The organism is Lyngbya sp. CCAP 1446/10 (assembly GCF_026130175.1).
In the GTDB taxonomy this organism is placed as follows: domain Bacteria; phylum Cyanobacteriota; class Cyanobacteriia; order Cyanobacteriales; family Microcoleaceae; genus Microcoleus.
In genome coordinates this window covers 58,364-78,606 of the sequence record NZ_JAIGNI010000006.1, presented here as the reverse complement: position 1 = coordinate 78,606, position 20,243 = coordinate 58,364, and the positions used below count along the sequence as shown (strand labels likewise).

General features: G+C 45.0%; 14 protein-coding genes, 1 tRNA gene and 1 pseudogene. 3 read left to right on the top strand and 13 right to left on the bottom strand.

Annotated elements, in window-relative coordinates; genetic code table 11:
- Positions 1–652: 652 nt before the first annotated feature.
- The 7 genes and pseudogenes from K4039_RS04675 to K4039_RS04645 form a co-directional block, all read right to left on the bottom strand.
- Positions 653–1,743: pseudogene (locus K4039_RS04675) on the bottom strand (ISAs1 family transposase).
- A gap of 229 nt (positions 1,744–1,972) precedes the next feature.
- A complete protein-coding gene (locus K4039_RS04670) occupies positions 1,973–3,628 on the bottom strand; it encodes a CheR family methyltransferase (RefSeq protein WP_265233969.1) in 1,656 nt (551 codons plus the stop codon).
- Between the two features lie 335 nt (positions 3,629–3,963).
- On the bottom strand, positions 3,964–5,742 hold the full coding sequence (locus K4039_RS04665; protein ID WP_265233968.1) for a R3H domain-containing nucleic acid-binding protein: 1,779 nt from the start codon (positions 5,740–5,742) through the stop codon (positions 3,964–3,966).
- A 345-nt stretch (positions 5,743–6,087) separates the two neighbouring features.
- A complete protein-coding gene (gene ldpA, locus K4039_RS04660) occupies positions 6,088–7,239 on the bottom strand; it encodes a circadian clock protein LdpA (RefSeq protein ID WP_265233967.1) in 1,152 nt (383 codons plus the stop codon).
- A 247-nt stretch (positions 7,240–7,486) separates the two neighbouring features.
- Positions 7,487–7,636: a hypothetical protein gene (locus tag K4039_RS04655; RefSeq protein ID WP_265233966.1), complete on the bottom strand. Its 150-nt coding sequence runs from the start codon at positions 7,634–7,636 to the stop codon at positions 7,487–7,489.
- A gap of 30 nt (positions 7,637–7,666) precedes the next feature.
- The gene (locus K4039_RS04650; RefSeq protein ID WP_265233965.1) at positions 7,667–8,989 is read right to left on the bottom strand and encodes a four-carbon acid sugar kinase family protein; all 1,323 of its coding nucleotides are present in this window, start codon (positions 8,987–8,989) and stop codon (positions 7,667–7,669) included.
- 587 nt (positions 8,990–9,576) lie between these two features.
- Positions 9,577–10,224, bottom strand: a complete 648-nt coding sequence (locus tag K4039_RS04645; protein WP_265233964.1) for a hypothetical protein — start codon at positions 10,222–10,224, stop codon at positions 9,577–9,579.
- 96 nt (positions 10,225–10,320) lie between these two features.
- Here K4039_RS04645 and K4039_RS04640 point away from each other — a divergent pair, with 96 nt between their 5' ends.
- Entirely contained in the window at positions 10,321–11,490 is a 1,170-nt protein-coding gene (locus K4039_RS04640) for an IscS subfamily cysteine desulfurase (protein WP_265233963.1), read from the top strand.
- Positions 11,491–11,622: 132 nt separating this feature from the next.
- Here the strand turns inward: K4039_RS04640 and K4039_RS04635 are convergent, their stop codons facing one another.
- Positions 11,623–12,627 (bottom strand): glycosyltransferase family 2 protein, encoded by a 1,005-nt coding sequence (locus K4039_RS04635; RefSeq protein ID WP_265234025.1) that lies wholly within the window; start codon positions 12,625–12,627, stop codon positions 11,623–11,625.
- Positions 12,628–12,872: 245 nt separating this feature from the next.
- Positions 12,873–13,574 carry a C40 family peptidase gene (locus tag K4039_RS04630; protein ID WP_265233962.1) on the bottom strand — a complete coding sequence of 234 codons (702 nt, stop codon included), beginning with the start codon at positions 13,572–13,574 and terminating at the stop codon, positions 12,873–12,875.
- Positions 13,575–13,668: 94 nt separating this feature from the next.
- Here K4039_RS04630 and K4039_RS04625 point away from each other — a divergent pair, with 94 nt between their 5' ends.
- Positions 13,669–14,607 (top strand): serine hydrolase, encoded by a 939-nt coding sequence (locus K4039_RS04625; RefSeq protein WP_265233961.1) that lies wholly within the window; start codon positions 13,669–13,671, stop codon positions 14,605–14,607.
- Positions 14,608–14,725: 118 nt separating this feature from the next.
- On the opposite strand, the gene K4039_RS04620 is transcribed toward K4039_RS04625, so the two are convergent.
- From K4039_RS04620 to alr, 4 genes are all read right to left on the bottom strand, one after another.
- Positions 14,726–14,814, bottom strand: a tRNA-Ser gene (locus tag K4039_RS04620).
- A gap of 131 nt (positions 14,815–14,945) precedes the next feature.
- Positions 14,946–16,070: a patatin-like phospholipase family protein gene (locus K4039_RS04615; RefSeq protein ID WP_265233960.1), complete on the bottom strand. Its 1,125-nt coding sequence runs from the start codon at positions 16,068–16,070 to the stop codon at positions 14,946–14,948.
- A gap of 21 nt (positions 16,071–16,091) precedes the next feature.
- Complete coding sequence (locus tag K4039_RS04610; RefSeq protein ID WP_265233959.1) at positions 16,092–16,937, bottom strand: mechanosensitive ion channel family protein; 846 nt, start codon at positions 16,935–16,937, stop codon at positions 16,092–16,094.
- A gap of 246 nt (positions 16,938–17,183) precedes the next feature.
- On the bottom strand, positions 17,184–18,332 hold the full coding sequence (gene alr, locus K4039_RS04605; RefSeq protein WP_321161541.1) for an alanine racemase: 1,149 nt from the start codon (positions 18,330–18,332) through the stop codon (positions 17,184–17,186).
- A 189-nt stretch (positions 18,333–18,521) separates the two neighbouring features.
- On the opposite strand from alr, the gene K4039_RS04600 reads away from it, so the two are divergent.
- Complete coding sequence (locus K4039_RS04600; RefSeq protein WP_265233958.1) at positions 18,522–20,108, top strand: peptidoglycan-binding protein; 1,587 nt, start codon at positions 18,522–18,524, stop codon at positions 20,106–20,108.
- Positions 20,109–20,243 lie beyond the last annotated feature (135 nt).

Genomic DNA, 20,243 nt, shown 5'->3' with positions numbered 1-20,243 from the left:
TCCGCCCTACATCACAGAAACAGTCCTCTATATGTAGGGTGCGCACTGCCAGCCCTGTCAAGGTGTGTGCTGAGCTTGGTTTTTAGTGCCTCAAACCCTTGAAATCTCGAAGGATGCGATCGTTAAATCTGCTTTTTTTAACAGGTGATTACCGAAGTCTGCCACTAGGATGATGTAAATAAATTGATCGCACTAATCATCGTTCGGGCAATACACACTTACAAACTACGGAATTTCAAGGATTTTACGTACTAAAAACCAAGCTCTACAGACACCTTGACAGGGCTGGGTGCGCACTGCGCACCGAGAGCGCTATAAGTAGCGCGTCAAACAATATTACCAATTCCCAATTCCCCATGACCTCATTCAACTGCCAGGGGGAACGCATCTTATTGAACACTGTTCATCGGTGGTGAGTATATTTTAAGATAAATTCACCATTGTTAGAAGCTATAGACACACTTTGTAATGACTTTTAAGAGAAAAGAGGAACTGATTAATGATAATTTTTACTTGCTGCCATTTTTGAGACAATAAAAAGCTTACAACTACTGTTTACAAGTTGTATAATAGTTAGCAATGAGTTGTTCGTGAGAATTTAGTTGACTGAAACAGCGAGGATTTTAGTCAAATACTCATCATCCCACCCGGCTCAAAGTCGCTTGTTCTTTGCTCCAGTTTTTGAGGTTTTTTCTTGATTCAAAAGATTGAGAGAGATATGTCTAAGAATAGAAAAATTTTGCGGAGCATTATCTTTTATGATCCGACAATCATCTTCACGAAAACCCACATCTAGTACCCAATGTAAAGAATTTTCGATTCCCCAATGGCTGCGTACTGATTCACCAAGATGAGAGAGCATTATTTGGTAAACTACTAATGTAATAACGAATTTCAATAGTGGTTTTTCCCTTCACTATTCGCACCGATTCTATCATACCTATACTCTGAAGTTTCTCCCATTGATTGTCTGGATCAATCAGCTCTTTGATTTCACTTAACATGGTTGTGATTTCGGATTTCTGAGCGATCGTAATTATTCTCTTTTTTGGGCGAATAAACTGTATATGTAAAGCCAGAAAATCCTTTTCTAATTGCTTATTTAAACAACTCCTCTACTCTGGCATACAGGGATGGCTGGTTCTTTTTTAAGGTGATAACGTAGTCTCCTCCCTGTTCGACAATTGACTTCACAATTAACCTCTGACAGCCCATCGCATCAATGGTGACAATGCTTCCGTTTAATTCTAATACTTTGAGTAAAGCCGGAATTGCTGTGATTTCATTGGATTTTTTGTCAACTTTAACTTGCCCTAAAACTAATCTTTGACTGGTCGCCCAAGCACTTACCATATGAATCGCTTTTTTATCTCCTCCCGATCGTAAGAATGGCGAAGAGTTTTGCCATCAATTGCGATTACCTCTCCTGGATTGAAGCAGCTAATAGATTGAATCCAGTTCAAAAAACATTTCTGAAACTGCTCCGGTTTGAGACGAGAAAATACTCTTGCAATTGTGTCATGTGATGGTATGCCATTCGGTAATTCTAAAATCTTCTTTAACCATTCGTATTTAGAGCGACCGTAACTCTCGATATCCACCCATGTGTCAGCACCACAAATCACGGCACAAATTGAGATAGTAATAATATCAATTAATTGATGGCGTTTCGTCCGCTCAACTTGCTTGATCTTCTAAGTCGGCAAAATGGTCGGCAATGGTAATTTTAGGTTTGAGTTTCATAATGATAAACTCTAATTAAATGTTTTTTAGGTAGTTAAGAATTCTTCTCCAGGATACCATAAGCTGTTAACATAAAATTTAGATGCGTTCGCCCTGTTAAGGGGGGCTAGGGGGGATCGCATTCTATGCAGCCTCATAAAAAATTGGTATTATGCGATCGTATTAGGTTGGGTAGCGAGGTACTTACAAAAAAAATTAGTTTGTAAATTCTCCCTGCGCGTCAGTTTTGTTAGCTGTACAATTTTACCAATTTTTTTTGAACATCCATCAATACTTGACTCGCTGTCATTTTTCCCTGCTGCTCGATCGGAGTATGGGGCGGGAGTTGTTTGAGAATATCGCTAGATGAATTATACATTTTAATAGCTATATTTAGCTTGCCTTCTTTATTGTATATATTCCCCAGTTCGAGATACGCTGAAACAAAATACGGGCAAAGATAAATAACTTTTCTTAAATATATTTTAGCGGTTTCCAAGTCGTCCTGTTCTTCAGCAATCTGAGCTTGTAAATAATAAGGAAATATTGACATAGTATCTAGTTTGCTAGCTCGCTTACAGTATTCGATCGCCTGAGAATACTTGCCTAAATTTGCATAAATTTGAGCTAGCAAATAATCAGCCTCAAAATTTTGAGATTGCAGGTGAAGCGCCTGTTTTGCTTTATCAATTGCCTCAACATAAGCTTTATTTTTAAAACAAGCTTTTGCTTCTAAAATTAGCATCTGAGGCGTTTGGCGATTGGCTTTTTCTGCTGCGAGTGTTGAAGGTAAAGCGGGCGCTTTATTAATCGCCAGATCGCGCTCGACATAGCTAGTTTGCAGCATTTTTTCTAGCCCAGCACCTGATGTTAACAGTGACCCGATATCCGCAAAATTGCCGTCAAAACAACTAGCTGACACGGTTTCTCCCGGTAGCAACTGACCGCTGTTGCAGTCCAATTCTCCTTCCTTTCCCGATTCCCCAAATGCTGATTTTACTTTCGATTCTTGTGCAATAAAATAATTTATTTTACCTGGTTCTTCCCCTGGGACATTCTTGGCTTGATAAACAACTGACTCCGGGAAAACCTTGGCTTGAAAATCGTTCATCGTGTGACTGTGAACTTCAGCGTGACCGGTCATTAAATATCCTCCAGGTCTTAGCGTCTTGGCAAACTTTTTCAATACCTGTGAAATATACTTATTTTCAAAATAAACAAAAACATTTCTGCACAAAATCAAATCAATGTTATGAATATCTGTATAAATATTAGGAAAATTATCGGTGACCAAGTTGAGGCTGCTAAAGTTGACAAGTTGGCGTAATTTTGGGTCAATTTCCCACTCGGTTTTACGCCGCTCGAAATACCGATTTTGTAGTTCCGTATCGACTAAGCGAAATGACCAAGGGCTGTAAATTCCCCGCTGTGCTTTTTCTATTACTTCTTGATTGATATCAGTACCTAAAACTAAAATATTCCATTTTTCCAAATCGGAAATTAGCTCTTTTAAAATAAAAACTAAAGAATAAGGTTCTTCACCGGTGGAACAGCCTGCACTCCAGATTCGCAGGGTTGGCTTAGTTCCTAATTTATCGTGCAGTTTGATTTGGCGATCGATCAATTCCGGGAAAATGACTTTTTCTAGGAGCGAAAATTGTCCTTTGTCCCGCATGAAATAACTTTCGTTGGTTGTCAGCAGCAGGGCGAGTTTGTCCCATTCGTTTTGACTTTCCAGACTCGTCGCAGCTAACATTTGATAATAGTTATCGGGAAAGCCTATTTTTACAGCTTTCATCCGAGTCAAAAGTTTTTGAGCTAAAGCCGATCGATCTTGCGGGCGAATTTCTAAACCAGTGCGAGCCGCAATTAATTGAATAAATAGCTGAATTTGTGCATCGTTCATATCAAATATGGTAAATATTTAGGTATCAGGTGTTATGATAATGGGTTGGTAATGGGGAATTGGGTAGGCATTTGAGCCGATCGCACTCACAACCAAAATATACCAACGGAAATAATATTATCTCCGCCCGATCGACTACCAAATTGCGGTCTGGGCGAGTTTACGTCCTCGCTGCTGCCGATCTTACAGATCCAGGCGTAAACCCGCGCAGACAATTATCGTTAATTTAGCCGATTTGAGATCAAAGGCAAAAGGTAGAAAACAGAAAGAATCATGAAAAAAATTCGATCGTTTGCCTTCTACCTTCCGCCTTCAAAAGCACCAATTTCCAAAAGTTAAGCTGGAAAAATCCGCAGGCGGCGGTTGGGTTCTTCCCCAAAACTGTGAGATTTTAGGTGATAGTGTTCCACAAGTTCGTGCTGCATTTTGCGGACATTGGGAGAACGGGGTAAAAGTTCCACCGGCTGTCCCTTGGGAATCACAATTTGCTCGACAGCCAAGCGGGTTTCTTCGAGAGCTTCGAGCTCGTCAGAAGTACCGCTGCGGGCGAATAAGGCGAGGTCTGCCACTTCCGGCGTGCCGGGGTCGTCCATGTCCAACAAGCGCCGCAAAGCTCTTGCTACGTGGGGAATAGTGCCAGCTTTGATTGTGTGCAGGGGAACTTGGCGAGTTTTAGCCAAGTGCCTTAATTTTGACTGGTTCCGCACGTTCGATCGCAAAGCCAAAACCACGTCAGCACTTTCAATATCCTTCGTCAACTGCACCGGCAGGTTCAGGGTAGAAATCACCTGTTCTAGCTGGTGGCGAGCTATGCCGTAAGGATAAACGTGGAGGGGCAAATCTTCGCCGTTAGGGCCGACATTCTGGGAATAACGTCCCCGGTACTGCGGTACTGGTTCCACGGACAGAGATTCTTCGAGGAGTTGCTCGAAATACCGAGTCTCAGGAGCCACCTGCGCGCTGTTAGCTGCTGCGAATTTCTCGCCTTGAGGGGGCATCGGCACCATTTTGCCGGCACTCCGCCACCCAGAAATCGGTGTGACTGGCCGGATTGCTGATACCGCAGCGGGGCCTGGGCCAGAAGCTGAGATTCCTGGGAACCGGGCGGGGGGAGATGCTGACTCGCGCTCGATAATGACTTCTCCACTGTCGCTGACGCTTCTGATTTGCTGGTTCGGTTCGCGTCCCCGCAGCAGGCTGTCGATCGAATCTGAGACTCGTTCGTGGATTACCCAGCGCTGGCGTTCGAGCATTTCGATCGCAATTTCAAAAGTAGGCGGCGATTTGCGCTCCAAAACTGTCTTTTGAGAACCGCGCCGCCTTGCTTCGTCATCTCCTAGCGTCACCGCTTGGATTCCGCCAATTAAGTCGGCCAGAGTCGGGTTTTTCATCAAGTTTTCGATGCGGTTCCCGTGGGCGGTACCGACCAATTGCACGCCCCTTTCGGCGATCGTCCGAGCGGCCAAAGCTTCTAATTCCGTGCCGATTTCGTCAATCACGATCACTTGCGGCATATGGTTTTCCACTGCTTCGATCATGACTTGGTGCTGGAGTTCGGGACGGGAAACTTGCATTCTGCGAGCTCTGCCGATCGCCGGGTGCGGGATGTCTCCATCTCCGGCGATTTCGTTGGAGGTGTCGATGATTACCACTCGTTTTTCCAAGTCGTCGGCGAGCACGCGGGCGATTTCGCGCAGGGCTGTGGTTTTGCCGACTCCGGGGCGGCCTAGCATCAAAATTGACTGACCGGTTTCCACTAAATCGCGGATAATGCCGATCGTCCCGAACACAGCGCGGCCCACCCTCAATGTCAAGCCGATAATCTCGCCGCTGCGGTTGCGAATGGCGCTAATTCGGTGCAGGGTTTGCTCGATACCGGCTCGATTGTCGCCGCCGAAGCTGCCGACTCGATCGATGCAATAGTTGAGGTCTGCTTTGGTAATCGGTGTTTGGGAAAGATGTTCGGCCGAGGATGGAAAACGAGCTTCTGGTCGGCGGCCCAAGTCCATTACAACCTCAATGAGATTGTTGCGCTGCGGGTGCTGCTCTAGGGGCTGCCGGATCTCGTCTGGCACGATTTCTAATAATCTGTTGAGGTCGTCTGTAATCTGCATTCGCCTCGGTGTGTTCGGTGACAGTTGACAGTGGACAGTTGACAGTGGACAGTTGACAGTTAATAGTTGACAGTTGATAGTTGACAGTTGATAGTTGACAGTTGATAGTTGACAGTTGTCTGTTCATTGATTACGCATCGGTGGCTATAAACCCGGTTTCTACGAGTTTTGCGTCGAAAAACGAGAAATATACTAAGAAACCGGGTTTCTGATGGCGCAAGTGCGATCGCGAACTACAGTTGTTAGTTATCAGTTTTCAGTTTTTTTTTGATTAACAACTGTCAACTGACAACTAACAACTGACAACTAACAACTGACTACTGTCAACAGTCAACAGTCAACTGACTAAAATTCTTTGATCTGAGAAACTAGAGAACGAGCTAAACTCACAGCCTCCGAGAGAAGTTCTGGGACGGCTTCGAGTTGATTCAACCGATGTGTTGGAACTTCGGCTGCGCTGTGAGCGGCTGCCACCGGAACGGCATAAGCTCGATCGCTCTGCATTGTGTCTAATTGTTCTAAAATTGGCGACAGTAAAACCCTGGCATAGCTGCCGTAAGCTACACCGGCAATGTATTGGATAGGGGGAACAGACAAATTTTTCCCGCCATCCAAGAGCAGTCCAGAGGCTTTAAGTTTGCTGACAGTGTGAGCATTAGTGCCGCCTGCAAGTTGCACAAATCCCGGCAACTGGGCAGCCAAAACTTTTTGACCGAGTTTGACTGCGGCTCTAGTAGTTCCTGTTCCGATATCTCCGCTCATTGGCCTACCGTCGGTTTGCCAAATTAGGGGACAAGGAAGGGGGGAAATTATTTGATACAGTGTCCGCAAATAGTCAATCAAACCGTCTCCATCGGGGCAACTAATTGCTATTACTTTGAGTTGATCTACCCAGGGAGCTATGCTCGACCAAAGTCGCGCAAAATCTGCCTCTCTGCCTACTTGCGTGTGGATTTCTAGGGCATCCGCACCGGATTGCAAGATTAAAGGTGCGATCGCGCTGGGAGCAGACACGTAAGAACGAGTGTAAATCAGTTGGCTCGGACAAACTGGCAGACAGCGACCGCAGCCATAGCACTGCTGGTCTATCACCCCAGAAAAACCCTCAACAGCTTCCTGAAAAACTATTGCTTCGGCTGGACATATTTTTTCGCAGGGCCGCCAGCAGTCCATCGGACATTCGGCTGGGTTAAATTCGGCTTTGCGAAAATGCGGGTCTTCCCCATCGTTTAAACTCACCATCAGCCAGGGCAACCCTTTGCCACCAAATCTGCGGTTTTGAGTTCTTGTCTGTAATTCGCTGGCAACTTGTAGGGCTTCTTTCGCTGCTGCGACGGCGGCGGGATCTGCCGCGACATCGATACAGTCAGCGCCTGCTAAGGTGTAAGCCAAGGTGAGATTCCGAACCGCAGGCAGGTGTTGAAAGCTCGCCCCACAGATCAACTTGAACCAGCGGCCGCTTTTTAATGAGTTTAGGGGATGATAATTTTCTGTCACCCTTATATGCTAATCCTTTCAACTAAAAATTACTATGTGAAAATTTTTATTTTTTTTTGAGATTTCGGCTGATACTACCCAGAAACGCTACTGATAGCAGTAGCTCTGGCGCTGTTGGCCCTATATGTAGAGTTCTGACTTAACTATTTTTGAGAAATCTAATTTTTTTGAGAGTGCCTAACGATGACGCGATTTTTAATTTTGGCGATCGGCTTTAGTTACACACAGAATTTCTCGTCTATCATACTTAGGTGGATTTAGCAAGGAAAAAGTAGACTAGAGATTTTTTTTTGAAGTTGCCGTGAAGTGGCAATTGCCATAAAGTTCGATCGAGCATTGAAGCCAATCGACCAACCGCAGATGAACATTCTCCTCCCTCGCTAGAAGCTAAATTCATCTGGGTTAATCTGCGATTCAACTACCTATACTACTTGCTCAGCCGCTTGTAAACCGTAGCCAAAGCATGGCTATCCCCGACATTTCCCGGAAACAAAACCACAGGTAAATTGGGAAACAGAGGATGATCTGCCTCGGTTTTCACCACCGAACAACCTGCGAGAATTTGACCGATTTGCCTGACACTTTTCAGCGACAAACCTGTACTCAAAACATCATTGGAAGTAATGCCGCCCTTGCTAATTAAAAAACCGATATCCGCAGGCAGTCCCCGCACGACATCCATCAACAAAGCAGAAACAGCAGCTCCAAATTTTAACCGAATTTCTGCTGTGGGAAATTGTAGTTCTTGGCGGCTGGTATAAATTACAGGCGTTTTGCCGTCGGCATGAGCGGTGCGGACTTTTTCGAGAATTTCATCGAGAATTTGGGTGCGATACTCTGGTGAATCTTCTAACAAGTGAGATACATCTATTTCAATGCTAACTATATTGGGTTCTTTTAACAAGCGTTCCAATTGTTCTGTAGTTTTCTTAACGTGGGAACCCACTATTACTGCACCGGGTTTGCCCTTTCTCACATATTTTGCCATTTCGTCGGCTGCTACAGGCTGGTGGCCGATGTCAGCTAAGGATGTTAAAATACTGGCCGCGCTGCGGAATAAAAACTTTTTACCTTGACTGGCTGCATCGAGAATGTGTTTGGCAAATGTGTCTAAATCGCCTTGACTTTCGCCGTCAACAACTGCACATTGGTTGTCTGTCATGTCCATCAGTCGATCTAAACTTCCGTAGCGCATATCTGCGAGTAAAATGCGATCGACTGTATCAGCTTTGATGCGACCTTTGGTTTTTTCTTCTACGTAGTCTGGCAGGTAACTGTGACTGTAGCCGAAGACAGAATCTTTGGCAAATTCGGTTTCGTGAACAGGGGTTGCAACGCTGTTAACCATGAGGTAGTGTACGCTGTTGCGGGTAATTCTGCCTCCTTCAAAAAAGGCGGGAATTAGAAAATGTGCGTCGAAGGGGCCGAGCTCTTCGGCGATCGCGTCGGTTTCGATCGGATAGTGGCCGCGCAGGGTAGAATCGGAACGGCTAACGATTAGGAAGTCTGCGATTTCTTCGCTGGCGATCGCCTTTTTAAGATTTTGGCACACTTCGCGGGTGACGGAGGTGGCTTGTTCGGGAGTTAGCGATCGAGTATTTGTCAGTATAAAGAAAATCGGGGACTTGTCCCGCAGTCCCAAACGCAGAGTGTCTTCGTCCCAACGTGTCAGCAGCAAGCAACTGTGCACGGTTTGAGAACCTGTCGGATCGTCGTCGAGAACTATAATCTTGGGTTTGCTAGAAGACATACTGACCTGGTTGTTAACGTCACCTTTCCAAGATATCCTTACCTGTTACTTAACAGCCAAAAATTTACAATCATGATATTTCTTAACAATTCTCATCACTGATGAATTTTAAAATGTCTTTGAGTTCGATCGCTTCAGTAATGTGCCAGTTGCTACCAAATAAGGCGATGCACCAATGGGTGTTAACTGGGAGAATCTCATTTTTGTAAAAAGCATTTTTAATGATAGTGGGAGCTTAAGAGCTCGCGAGTACAATACGCGAGTTCTTAAGCTCCCACTATAAAATGCAAAACACCAGATGCTTCCTGTCAACTTAACTCTAAAACCTTTGTAAGCTGTTGTGCATTTAAATTGTATATTTCGACGATCGATCAAACACCTTCTCCCCCTCTCACCTTCTCCCCCTCTCCCCCTCAATCACCATACACAATCTAGATGCACAACGGCTTATCTCTCGTTTATAGCATAGTCCATATACCCCTCGCATCCCCATTCTTCAGGGGAAGTTTAAGTAAAAAATGCTCTTTTCCTACCTGATGAAAGGGGGTTTTGGGGGCTCGAAAACCCTACTAATTGGGGCAGTTTTTTTAGTTAGCAGCGTTTCGATCTTGCAACTTTTTTATTTCTGCTTGAACTTCTGTAGCTAACTGCAAAGCTTCGTTGAGCAATCTCCCTTGTTTGGTGGCTCGATCGCTAATTTGCAGGGCATTCAAAGTTCTCAAATTATTGGCAAACAGTTCCGAGTTAGTTGCGACAAATTTTTTGTTGTCCCTGAGAATTCTTTCAGTTTTTAAAGCTCGAACTAAATCATCTCTAATCATCTGCAAGGCTTGAATGACTTTGGCTCGATCGCCTATTTTGACTTCCGCATTGCCCGCATCTTCTATCCGATCGTTAATTTCGATCGCTTTGATTATACCATTATAGCGATCGACATCATCAAACAAATTGATTAAATCTTTATTTTGGCTGCTCCAAATTTTCCACGCATCCTCAAAAATCAAACCGCAGATCGCAGCGAGGTGAAGGGCGAACCAAAACACATAAGCTCTAGGAAATATCGCCACCAGCAGCCAACAACTAATTAGAACCAAAACAATTAAACCAACTGTTTTCAAAGCTTCGCGAGCAAACTTGGTCGCACTCACAGGCCGGTATACGCGATCGGGCCCCGTGCCGCACAGATGCCTGAGCTCACCGACAGTAATTTCTAATCCCTGAATGTCAGCTCGCATAAATCTTCACAAATATTTGTTAAATATAAAGTTTTGTGGTAGAACAAAAGGCTCGTCTACAATAAATCTAACACTTTTTTTAACCAAAACTGCACTATGTCCGCACGTCCTATCTACCTAGACAACCACGCCACAACCCCTGTAGACAAACGGGTACTTGATGCGATGCTGCCCTATTTTACCGAACAATTCGGCAACGCAGCCAGTATCAACCACGTCTACGGCTGGGAAGCAGAAGCAGCGGTCAAAAAATCGCGGCAAATCATAGCAGAAGCGATCAATGCTTCTCCAGAAGAAATTGTGTTTACCAGCGGCGCAACGGAAGCAAATAATTTAGCGATTAAAGGCATCGCGGAAGCCTATTTCAGCAAAGGAAAGCACATTATAACAGTAAAAACCGAACATAATGCAATTCTTGACCCCTGTACATATTTGGAAAAATTGGGGTTTGATATTACTGTTTTACCAGTAAAAAGTGACGGACTGATTGATATCGGCGATTTGATCAAAGCGATTCGGGCTGAGACAATTTTAGTTTCGGTGATGACGGCTAATAATGAAATTGGTGTGATTCAGCCGATCGCCGAAATTGCATCTATCTGTCGCGGAAATGACATTCTGTTTCACACAGATGCGGCCCAGGCGATCGGCAAAATTCCCCTGGATGTACAGGAGATGAACATTGATTTAATGTCTTTGACGGCGCACAAAATATACGGGCCAAAAGGCATTGGTGCTCTCTACGTCCGCCGCAATAAACCGAGAGTGCAGCTAGCGCCGCAAATGCACGGAGGAGGCCACGAACGGGGAATGCGATCGGGCACTCTTTACCCACCGCAAATAGTCGGGTTTGCCAAAGCAGTAGAATTGGCAATTTCGGAAATGGAGTCGGAAACAGCACGAGTTGTGAATCTGCGGCAGCGTTTGTGGGAAAATTTGAGTGAATTGGGTGATGTTGTTCTCAACGGTCACGCGACGAAGAGATTACCTGGGAATCTGAATATTAGTGTAGGCGGGGTTGACGGTCAAGCGTTGATGTTGGGTTTGCAACCGGCGGCGGCAGTTTCTTCGGGTTCTGCTTGCACTTCGGCGAAAATATCCCCATCTCATGTTTTAGCAGCGATCGGGCGATCGGATAAATTAGCTTACGCTTCTATCCGCTTTGGAATTGGGAGGTTCAATACCGCTGCTGAAATAGATGCAGTGTCTCAACACGCGATCGCAACTATTCAATCTCTCCGCCAAGCTCAAAAAGTCATGAGTTAGGAGTTAGGAGTTAGATTGCGTCCGTCTAAATACATCCTTTATTCTTCAGTCCGCGCAGGCGGACTTCGTGTGTTTAGGGGCGGTTGAAACCGCCGACTTCCTTTGACAAGGGGCGGTTTCAACCGCCCAATTTTACTTAGAACCAAACACCTCACGCACCCGATAAATCGGTTTTCCCTGCGACTCATGATAAGTCCGCATCATCACTTCCGCCAACAAACCAAAACAAAATAACTGCACACCAGTCAACAACAAAACCACAGCCAAAATCAGCAAAGGACGATTACCAATACTTTGACCCAGACCCAATTTCACGAAAGTCAAATAAATCCCTAAAACCGTTCCGAACGCCATCGAAATCATTCCCAAAAGTCCAAAAACGTGCATCGGCCGAGTTAGAAACTTCTTCATAAAAGAAATAGTTAACAAATCCATCAACACTCGAAAAGTCCGCCAGATCCCGTACTTACTTTGACCGAAACGCCGCGCGTGATGTCGCACCGGAAGTTCCGCAATTCTAGCCCCTTCAATAAAAGCCAAAGCAGGCAAAAATCGGTGCAATTCTCCGTACAAATTCAAGTCTGCTACTAACTCGGATTTATAAGCTTTTAAAGAACAGCCGTAGTCGTGCAAAGTTACGCCCGTAACGCGACCAATTAACCAATTGGCAATTTTAGAAGGAATCAAGCGGCTGATAGTATTATCCTGCCGATTTTTGCGCCAGCCGCTAACTAAATCGTAGCCTTCATTTAACTTTTCCAACAACATCGGAATATCAGCAGGGTCATTTTGCAAATCGCCGTCTAGGGTAACAATAGCACGACCAGTTGCGCGATCGAAGCCTGCCGACATGGCAGCAGTCTGCCCATAATTGCGGCGCAAAAGTACAGCACAAAGGTCATCGCGACTGCTGGCTAATTGCTTGAGAAGTTCCGCAGAACCGTCTTTAGAACCGTCATCTACACAAATAATTTGATAGCTGAGTCCAGATGGTTGAATCGCAGAGGCGATCGCCTCAATTAGATGAGGTAAACTTTCCACCTCATTATACACCGGCACCACCACCGAAACGTCGAGAACAATCTCATCGGCAGCCTGCTGTGCGGCCAATTTTTCCAAAAATAATGCAGCGTCCATTGTTTTGTTAGATAACATCATTAGTCAGTTGTCAGTTGTCAGTTGTCAGTTGTCAGTTGTCAGTTGTCAGTTGTCATTAGTTATGAGTCATTAGTCATTAGTCATTAGTTATGAGTCATAGATGAACAACTATAGAACTTAGGCGTGGTGGCCAGAAACCGGGTTTTTTACGAAAATCATTTGTTCCAACCCTCAATCTCGGTAAAAACCCGGTTTCTTTGTTCGTAGTGCGATCGCGAAATAAACTAACTAGGTTGATAACTTGCCACAACTTTACCATATCCGCGCAATTGCTGATAATAAGCTTGACTGACTGCATCGCCCTTTTCTGACAAAAAATCAATACCGATACCGTCGCGACCTTGGGCTTTTCCTGAACTGTGAATGTAGCGATCATCTCCGAGATATAATCCTACGTGAGTTGCTTTTTCCGCTGTACCAAAAAAGACTAAATCTCCCGGTTGTACATCACTAATACTAATAGGCTGAGTAAAACCTTCCTGCTGATAAGCATCCCTCGGCAACCAGATGCCGGCAGCCACAAAGGCAGCTTGCATTAATCCCGAACAATCATAATTTGGCCCGACTGTACCGCCCCAAAGATAATAATTGGATTGGTGCATAGCCTCGTGAGTAAAAGTAATTGCGATCGGCAATTTTTCTCTAATTTCTGCCTCAGAAAGCACCAAAGGATGATACGATGTTTCTGTGACTTCGAGCAACTCAATATCTCGAAGATCCAGCCATCCCGGATAATCATCTTCGCACACTCGCACCATCACAGCCTTTGTATCCAAGTTTACATTGTTCAAACTCTGGTTAAGGGCGCGCAAATGTCGCCCCAGTGCTGCTTGAGTTGCTAATCGATCGCACTTTGGGGAATCGTAAATATTTATGTGCGATCGCGCGCGGTACTCCACACCATCAGATAATTGATAATTGACCATTGCTAATTGCTAATTGTTTGCTGTTAATTGTTCACATTTAACGATTTATTGCCATTAGCCACTAGCCGTTAACCGTTAACCGTTAGCCATTAACATGACATTTTTCCACAAAGACGAACAATTAAAAACCCTCGGCAGTAGCATTATAGACGCAGCTCAGGCAGAATTTACAGGATTGAAGGGCGATCGCACAGCCATTACCTGGATAGTCTACGATCCACCGGTGCGAGTCAACACAGGCGGAGCCCTCAGCGCCCAAGAATTTTGGAAATATCAACCGCGAGGTTTTAGCGCCAGAGCATCCGAACGAATTTATCCCGCCAGCATCGTCAAATTATTCTACCTCGTGGCCATCTGGGAATGGGCGCAAAAAGGCATGATTCAAACATCGCCAGAATTAGAACGCGCCGTCCGAGATATGATAGTTGATTCCAGCAACGACGCCACCGGTTTAGTAGTAGATGCCCTCACCGGCACCACCAGCGGCCCAGAATTATCACCAGGCCCCTTTGAAACTTGGAAACAGCAGCGAAACATCGTCAACCGTTACTTTCAATCATTAGATTGGCCAGAATTACACAACATTAACGCCAATCAAAAAACCTGGTGCGATGGGCCCTACGGTCGCGAGCGAGCATTTCTGGGAGAATTAATGGAAAATAGAAATATGCTCACTACAAATGCCACAGCGCGTTTGCTGCACAGTATAATCGGCGGCGTAGCTGTTTCTGCAAAAGCATCGCAAGAAATGATGGGCTTAATGAAACGCAGTTTAGAACCAGCAGAATTACAAGCCGATCCAGAAAATCAAGTTACAGGTTTTTTAGGTAGCGGATTGCCAGAAGATGCAAAAATCTGGTCAAAAGCGGGGCTGACAAGTCAAGTTCGTCACGATGCTGCTTATATTGAAATACCTGGTTTGCGGCCGTATTTATTAGTTGTATTTACCGAGGGGAAAGAGAATAGCAAGAATGAAGAGATTTTACCCTTTATTTCGCGGCAATTTGTCGAAGCAATCAAGGCGCTTGATTAGATTTGGTAGCCGATGATTGCTGCTAGACTAGAATTGAATTGCGAAAATAATTGGGACGGGCTAGAAGCCCATCCCACAAAATTTGATTAAAAGGAATTTTTTCCTAGAAGTTTTAGAACGGAGAGGGGGGGATTCGAACCCCCGAAGGGTGATAACACCCTTAACAGATTAGCAATCTGCCGCTTTCGACCACTCAGCCACCTCTCCACGATGACGGTAACTAACTATAGCACACACACCAGGCTCTTGCCAACCCCTAAATCAAAAATTCTTCAATCCCTCTCCCTATATACCTTTGGTCGAAGGCGGAAGGCATATTTCCCCACTCTCCCCCTCTCCTACTCCCCAAAGCCCCTAGCCTTCAAGTGCTTTTCCCAACTAAAGTTAGAACTCAAAAAGAACCTCTTAGTATACAAATATCCCAATCGGTACAGCTTAGCCTTGCGATCGGCATCTAGATTAAAATCCGTCGTCGTCACCGCAGCTTCAGTCACATCAATATTGATAACTCTGCCTTTATCCATTTCGCGCTGGTGATAGCGGTCTCTTGCTTTCATCATCGTGGTGAACATCGCCGACAGCATCGACACCGGACTATTAATCTTAATTTGGTTCTCAATGCCAGTATCAACTAATCGAAACCCAAAGGTAAACCAGCGCGGCGCAACCGGAGTCGAACCGGATTGTTTGTCATAAATCCACAGCGGGAAATTGCTCAGAATTCCCCCATCGACAATTAAGTCATTGCCCAGTTTTCCCGGCTCAAAAAATAGCGGAATGCTCATCGACAGCCGCACCGCTTCAGCTACGCTAAACTCTTCGGGATTTTGCAGCCGCAACTGCTGGTACAAAGCATCGGAATCTGCCGAGTCTTGCCGCCGTAAGTCATCGGGCAGCACCAACATTTCACCGCGAGTCAGGTTGGATATTACTACTTTTAATTCCCGCTCTTTTTCCAGTTTTTTGACATCGGCAAAACTCTGCAAGTGACCTTTACTAAGTATTGCTTCCAGCCACTGCCGGAAAGGTTGTGCAGAATATTCTCCCATCTGGCGGCTAATTGTGAGAAAAATTAGCGTCCAAGCTGGAGATTGCAAGTCGTCTGCTGGATCGCCATTTAAAATTAGAGGACTGTTTTTTTGAGTTAAAAATATGCTGTAATCGAGGTCTCCTAACAACTGCTCTAAGTCATCCATTGACAAGTCTGTTGCCAATACTGCGGCAGTAATTGCACCCGCAGAAGTACCGGCCAATTTTCGCCAACGGATACCCAAATCGTGACAGCATCTGAGTGCTCCTAAAAAGGCAACTCCGCGCACGCCACCACCTTCAAAAATGGCGTCTGCATAAATTTGACCGTCTGTGTCGGGAGGCGGAAATTTTTTGAGAATTGTTTCTTTTTCGGTGAGGGACATCCTGACGCCCGGTTCTTGCAAAATTTGCTGGGGATACAACTTGCTCATTTTAGATTTTGGATTTTAGATTTATTGTGCTTGATTTTGGTTGGCATTCATTGCTTCTTTGACGTGTTCTTGAACTTGCGATCGCACTTGTTCGTAGGCTACCGACGCGCACCAGGGCCGGAGAGATAGAATAGTCGTATCTGGAGTGATCTCGGCTACCAAACAAGTCGGGGGCGGATTTTCCAAAACCAGCGGGTGAGAATGGGCAATTTCTAACAACTCAGCCATCGTTGGACGGATCGGTCGATCGCCAATATCAATTTTTAAGTCTACTCGCCTCGTACCCATCGCCGTAGTATTTTTCAGTGTACCGTTAAATAAATTATTATTCGGAACAATAATTTTTATGCGATCGTCCGTCACGACGGTTGTTGAAAAAATCCCGATGCTGTCCACCACTCCCTTAACATCCGCAGCTTCGATCGCATCTCCGACTTCAAAAGGCCGTAAACTAATCAACATTACCCCAGCAGCAAAGTGAGATAGAGTATTTTGCCACGCCAAACCAATCGCCAAACCCGCCGCACCCACAACAGCCACCACGCTAGTCGTTTGAATTCCCAACTGATTCAAAGCGGCGACTACTCCCACTATCAAAATCACAATTTCCGCAGCTTGAACTAAAAATTTCCGCAGCGTGGCTTCCGTGCGGCTGAGGGTTCGGCGAGTCACGCGGCCCGCAACGTCGATCGCAAATCGCGTAATTAACAAAATACCGATCGCCCACAGCGCTTGAGGTACAACTTTAAACCCCAATTCTACGAATTTTTTCGAGAATTCTTGGGCTACTTGCATCGCCTGTATTCTTTCTGCATCTAGCTGCGCCGTCAAGGTTTGAGCTATTAGTATAATTGTGCTGGCTGTCATGTCAATTGGTAATTTGTAATTGGTAATTTGTAATTGGTAATATCAAATTTGATCGCATCAAAATTATACTCCTCTACGGTTAAGTTAAGCCCGATCCCCCCTAGCCCCCCTTAAAAATGGGGGAACAAGAAATTGCTCAAAGTCCCCCTTGCTTTCGGGGGATTTAGGGGGATCTCCGGGGCATAAACATGATTAACTGAAGCGTCTTGAATCATACTGTATTTGCGAGCATCCAGATCGTCCTAGTTAAGAGTTTACTGCAACGCGAGGCAATCGGTGTTTAAAACCGCAGAGAATTTCCCATGAAATAGTTCCTAAAGTTTCCGCCCAATCATCAGCAGTAATTTGATTTTCCCCATCTTTACCCAATAAAGTCACCACTTCCCCGACTTCTAAATCGGGAATATCAGTTACATCCAGCATTAATTGATCCATCGTCACAGCCCCGACTTGCGGCACAAATTCGCCCCTAACTAAAACCTGCATTTTATTAGAAAGATTGCGGGGAATCCCATCTGCATAGCCGATACCAACTACCGCAATTTGTGTCTCGCGCCCAGCAATAAATTGATAGCCATAACTAACGCCAGTTCCTGCTGCAATTGTTTTCACCTGCGTCACCCGAGCTTTTACCTGCATTGCGGGCTGCAAATTGGTGATCGCCTGCAAGTGAGGAGCAGGATAAAGACCGTAGGTAGCCAAACCGACTCGCACTAAATCATAGTGCAAATCGGAGTCTGTGAGAGTGGCAGCAGAGTTGGCCAAGTGGAGGCGACGGGGGTTAATTCCTGCTGTTTGGATTTGGGCGATCGCCTTTTTGAACCCTTGCTGTTGCTCTCTCATCACGGCGGGATCGGGACTATCGGCTGTCGCCAAGTGAGAGTAAATGCTGGCTAATTTTAAATTTGGCAAACTATTGACTAATTGCACAAATTCTGTAGCGTCTTGCCAGAGTGTACCCAAACGAGACATTCCCGTATCTAACTTAGCGTGAACAGACAAAGATTGATTGAGACTGACGAGAACTTCCGAAAAAATTAGGGCTTGTTTGGCAGTACAAATAGTGGGTTGTAAGTGCCATTGGGCGATCGCCTTTACCTGTGCCGCTGTATGAGTTGCCCCCAACAGCAAAATCGGCGCTTCTATCCCAGCTTCTCGCAATTCTATGCCTTCGGGAATCGTCGCCACACCCAGCCAACTAGCACCTGCTTGCAAGGCTGTTTGACTAACTGCGATCGCACCGTGCCCGTAAGCATCTGCTTTCACAACTGCCATCAGTTCGGTTTGGGGAGATAAGAGATTTTTAAGCTGTTTTACATTGTGAGTTAAAGCTGCTAAATCGATTTCGACCCAAGCCCGCTGGCAAAGTCCGCCATCGCCTTCCCAGAGCAGCATCTGGCGGGATTTTGGGGGTGTTGATCCTGCGGTTGTTTGTTCCTCACTCAACATTAGTCGATCGCTCCTACTTGCTGACACCATTAAAAACTGCTCGAAGATTTCACCCTAGATTTAATTATAATGAAATTTTCTCTTTCATCAATGTTAACTGGTGTATCATAGCATCAAAAATACCTGGTAAAAACTATGGACGGACTGGCATACCTGCATTTAGCTGAAACTTGGGAAACACCCCCAGCTCAAACTCGATCGCCCAACGCGACAAATCACCTAAATTTAGCCTCGACTCCTTTACTCTTCTTTACAATCTGTCTCACAATTTCCAATTTAGTCTATCCCGCCCTCGCCCTCAAAAAAGGTGATTCAGGCCCGGAAGTTGTCGAACTCCAGAAAACTCTACAAACATCAGGATATTTTGGCCGTAGGGTTACAGGATTTTACGGTTCTATCACCCTGGCTGCGGTGAAAAAGTTTCAAGCAGAGAACAACCTAAAAGTTGACGGAATTGTCGGCCCTCAAACCTTGTCAGCCCTCAAAGGCAAGTCGCCAGCCGCCAGCCCTGACCAGGAATCTGCGGAAAAAACATCGTCAAAGGTCGATCGACCTTCGCCATCTCCTACCGCCACAGAAAACAACAACAAACTCGAAGATACAACTAAAAATCAGCCACAACAACCTCTCTTTCAAGAACCATTTTTACCACCATTTAAAACAGAAACTCCTGCTCCAAACCTTGAAAACAAAGAAAATGAATCACAAGGTAAAAGGCTGGTAAATACTGAAGGTAAAATGACTTTGAAAAAAACTATTTACGGCAAAATATCGCCCAAATCAATAGTTTATTCGGGAGCGGGTTTGTTCTTTGCTCAAAACATGATGTACAGCCATAGCATCACAGTTTATGATAGGAACTTTAAATTAGTCAAGACTATTCCCGATACAGTCAACTTGTCAAAGTTTGGCTTTTCTAAATTCAAAGGCAATTATCAAGGTTCTCCCGTAGAAGCTGCTTTTTCAACAGATGGCAAGTATGGCTATGTATCCAACTATCAAATGTACGGTTCTGGGTTTAAAAATCCCGGTAGCGACAGGTGTTCTCCATCAGCAAAACACGACCAAAGTTTCCTGTACCGCATCAACACCCAAACATTGAAAATAGAACAGATAATTCCTGTAGGTGCGGTTCCGAAATTTAATGCTGTTTCGCCTGACAATCGCTTCGTACTCGCGAGCAATTGGTGTACTTGGGATTTGAGCATAGTTGATATCAATAAAAATCGCGAAGTCGAGCGGGTAAAACTGGGTGCATATCCTCGCGGAATTGTGGTCACTCCCGATTCCAAAAATGCCTATGTTGCCGTCATGGGTTCTTCCGATATTGCGAAAGTAAATCTGCTAGACTTTTCGGTAGAATGGTTGAAAAATATTGGCAATGCGCCCCGTCATTTGACGATAGATCCCAATGGCAAGTATCTATATGCCACTTTGAATGGTGAAGGGAATGTGGCCAAAATTGACCTGGCAACTGGTGAAGTGGTAGACAAAGTTTCGACGGGAAATGCACCTCGCAGCATGACGATTTCTGGTGATGGAAAATTGATTTATGTGGTTAACTATTTCTCGAATACTGTGAGCAAAGTGAGGACGAGCGATCTGAAAGTGCTGCAAACAGTGAAGGTTAATTCAAGTCCGATCGGGATTACTTACGATCCGGAAACTAATCAGGTGTGGGTCGCTTGTTATTCGGGCAGCATTATGGTGTTCCAAGATTAATCTACCTGGTTCAATCCTTCGGACTTCAGTCCTAAAAAAATCTGCAAAAAGGACTAAAGTCTTTATTACCAACCTGGTTCGATCGTTCGGACTTCAGTCCTAAAAAAATCTAGTAACAGGACTAAAGTAAGACTA

Excerpts from the sequence above, each read along its gene's own strand:
- K4039_RS04635 (WP_265234025.1), bottom strand. The coding sequence starts at position 12,627 with ATGGACGCTGCATTATTTTTGGAAAAATTGGCCGCACAGCAGGCTGCC.
- K4039_RS04655 (WP_265233966.1), bottom strand. The coding sequence starts at position 7,636 with ATGAATTTAGCTTCTAGCGAGGGAGGAGAATGTTCATCTGCGGTTGGT.
- K4039_RS04600 (WP_265233958.1), top strand. The coding sequence starts at position 18,522 with ATGGACGGACTGGCATACCTGCATTTAGCTGAAACTTGGGAAACACCC.
- K4039_RS04630 (WP_265233962.1), bottom strand. The coding sequence starts at position 13,574 with ATGGTCAATTATCAATTATCTGATGGTGTGGAGTACCGCGCGCGATCG.
- K4039_RS04650 (WP_265233965.1), bottom strand. The coding sequence starts at position 8,989 with ATGTCTTCTAGCAAACCCAAGATTATAGTTCTCGACGACGATCCGACA.
- K4039_RS04670 (WP_265233969.1), bottom strand. The coding sequence starts at position 3,628 with ATGAACGATGCACAAATTCAGCTATTTATTCAATTAATTGCGGCTCGC.
- K4039_RS04645 (WP_265233964.1), bottom strand. The coding sequence starts at position 10,224 with ATGCGAGCTGACATTCAGGGATTAGAAATTACTGTCGGTGAGCTCAGG.
- K4039_RS04615 (WP_265233960.1), bottom strand. The coding sequence starts at position 16,070 with ATGAGCAAGTTGTATCCCCAGCAAATTTTGCAAGAACCGGGCGTCAGG.
- alr (WP_321161541.1), bottom strand. The coding sequence starts at position 18,332 with ATGCTGCTCTGGGAAGGCGATGGCGGACTTTGCCAGCGGGCTTGGGTC.
- K4039_RS04640 (WP_265233963.1), top strand. The coding sequence starts at position 10,321 with ATGTCCGCACGTCCTATCTACCTAGACAACCACGCCACAACCCCTGTA.
- K4039_RS04610 (WP_265233959.1), bottom strand. The coding sequence starts at position 16,937 with ATGACAGCCAGCACAATTATACTAATAGCTCAAACCTTGACGGCGCAG.
- K4039_RS04665 (WP_265233968.1), bottom strand. The coding sequence starts at position 5,742 with ATGCAGATTACAGACGACCTCAACAGATTATTAGAAATCGTGCCAGAC.
- K4039_RS04625 (WP_265233961.1), top strand. The coding sequence starts at position 13,669 with ATGACATTTTTCCACAAAGACGAACAATTAAAAACCCTCGGCAGTAGC.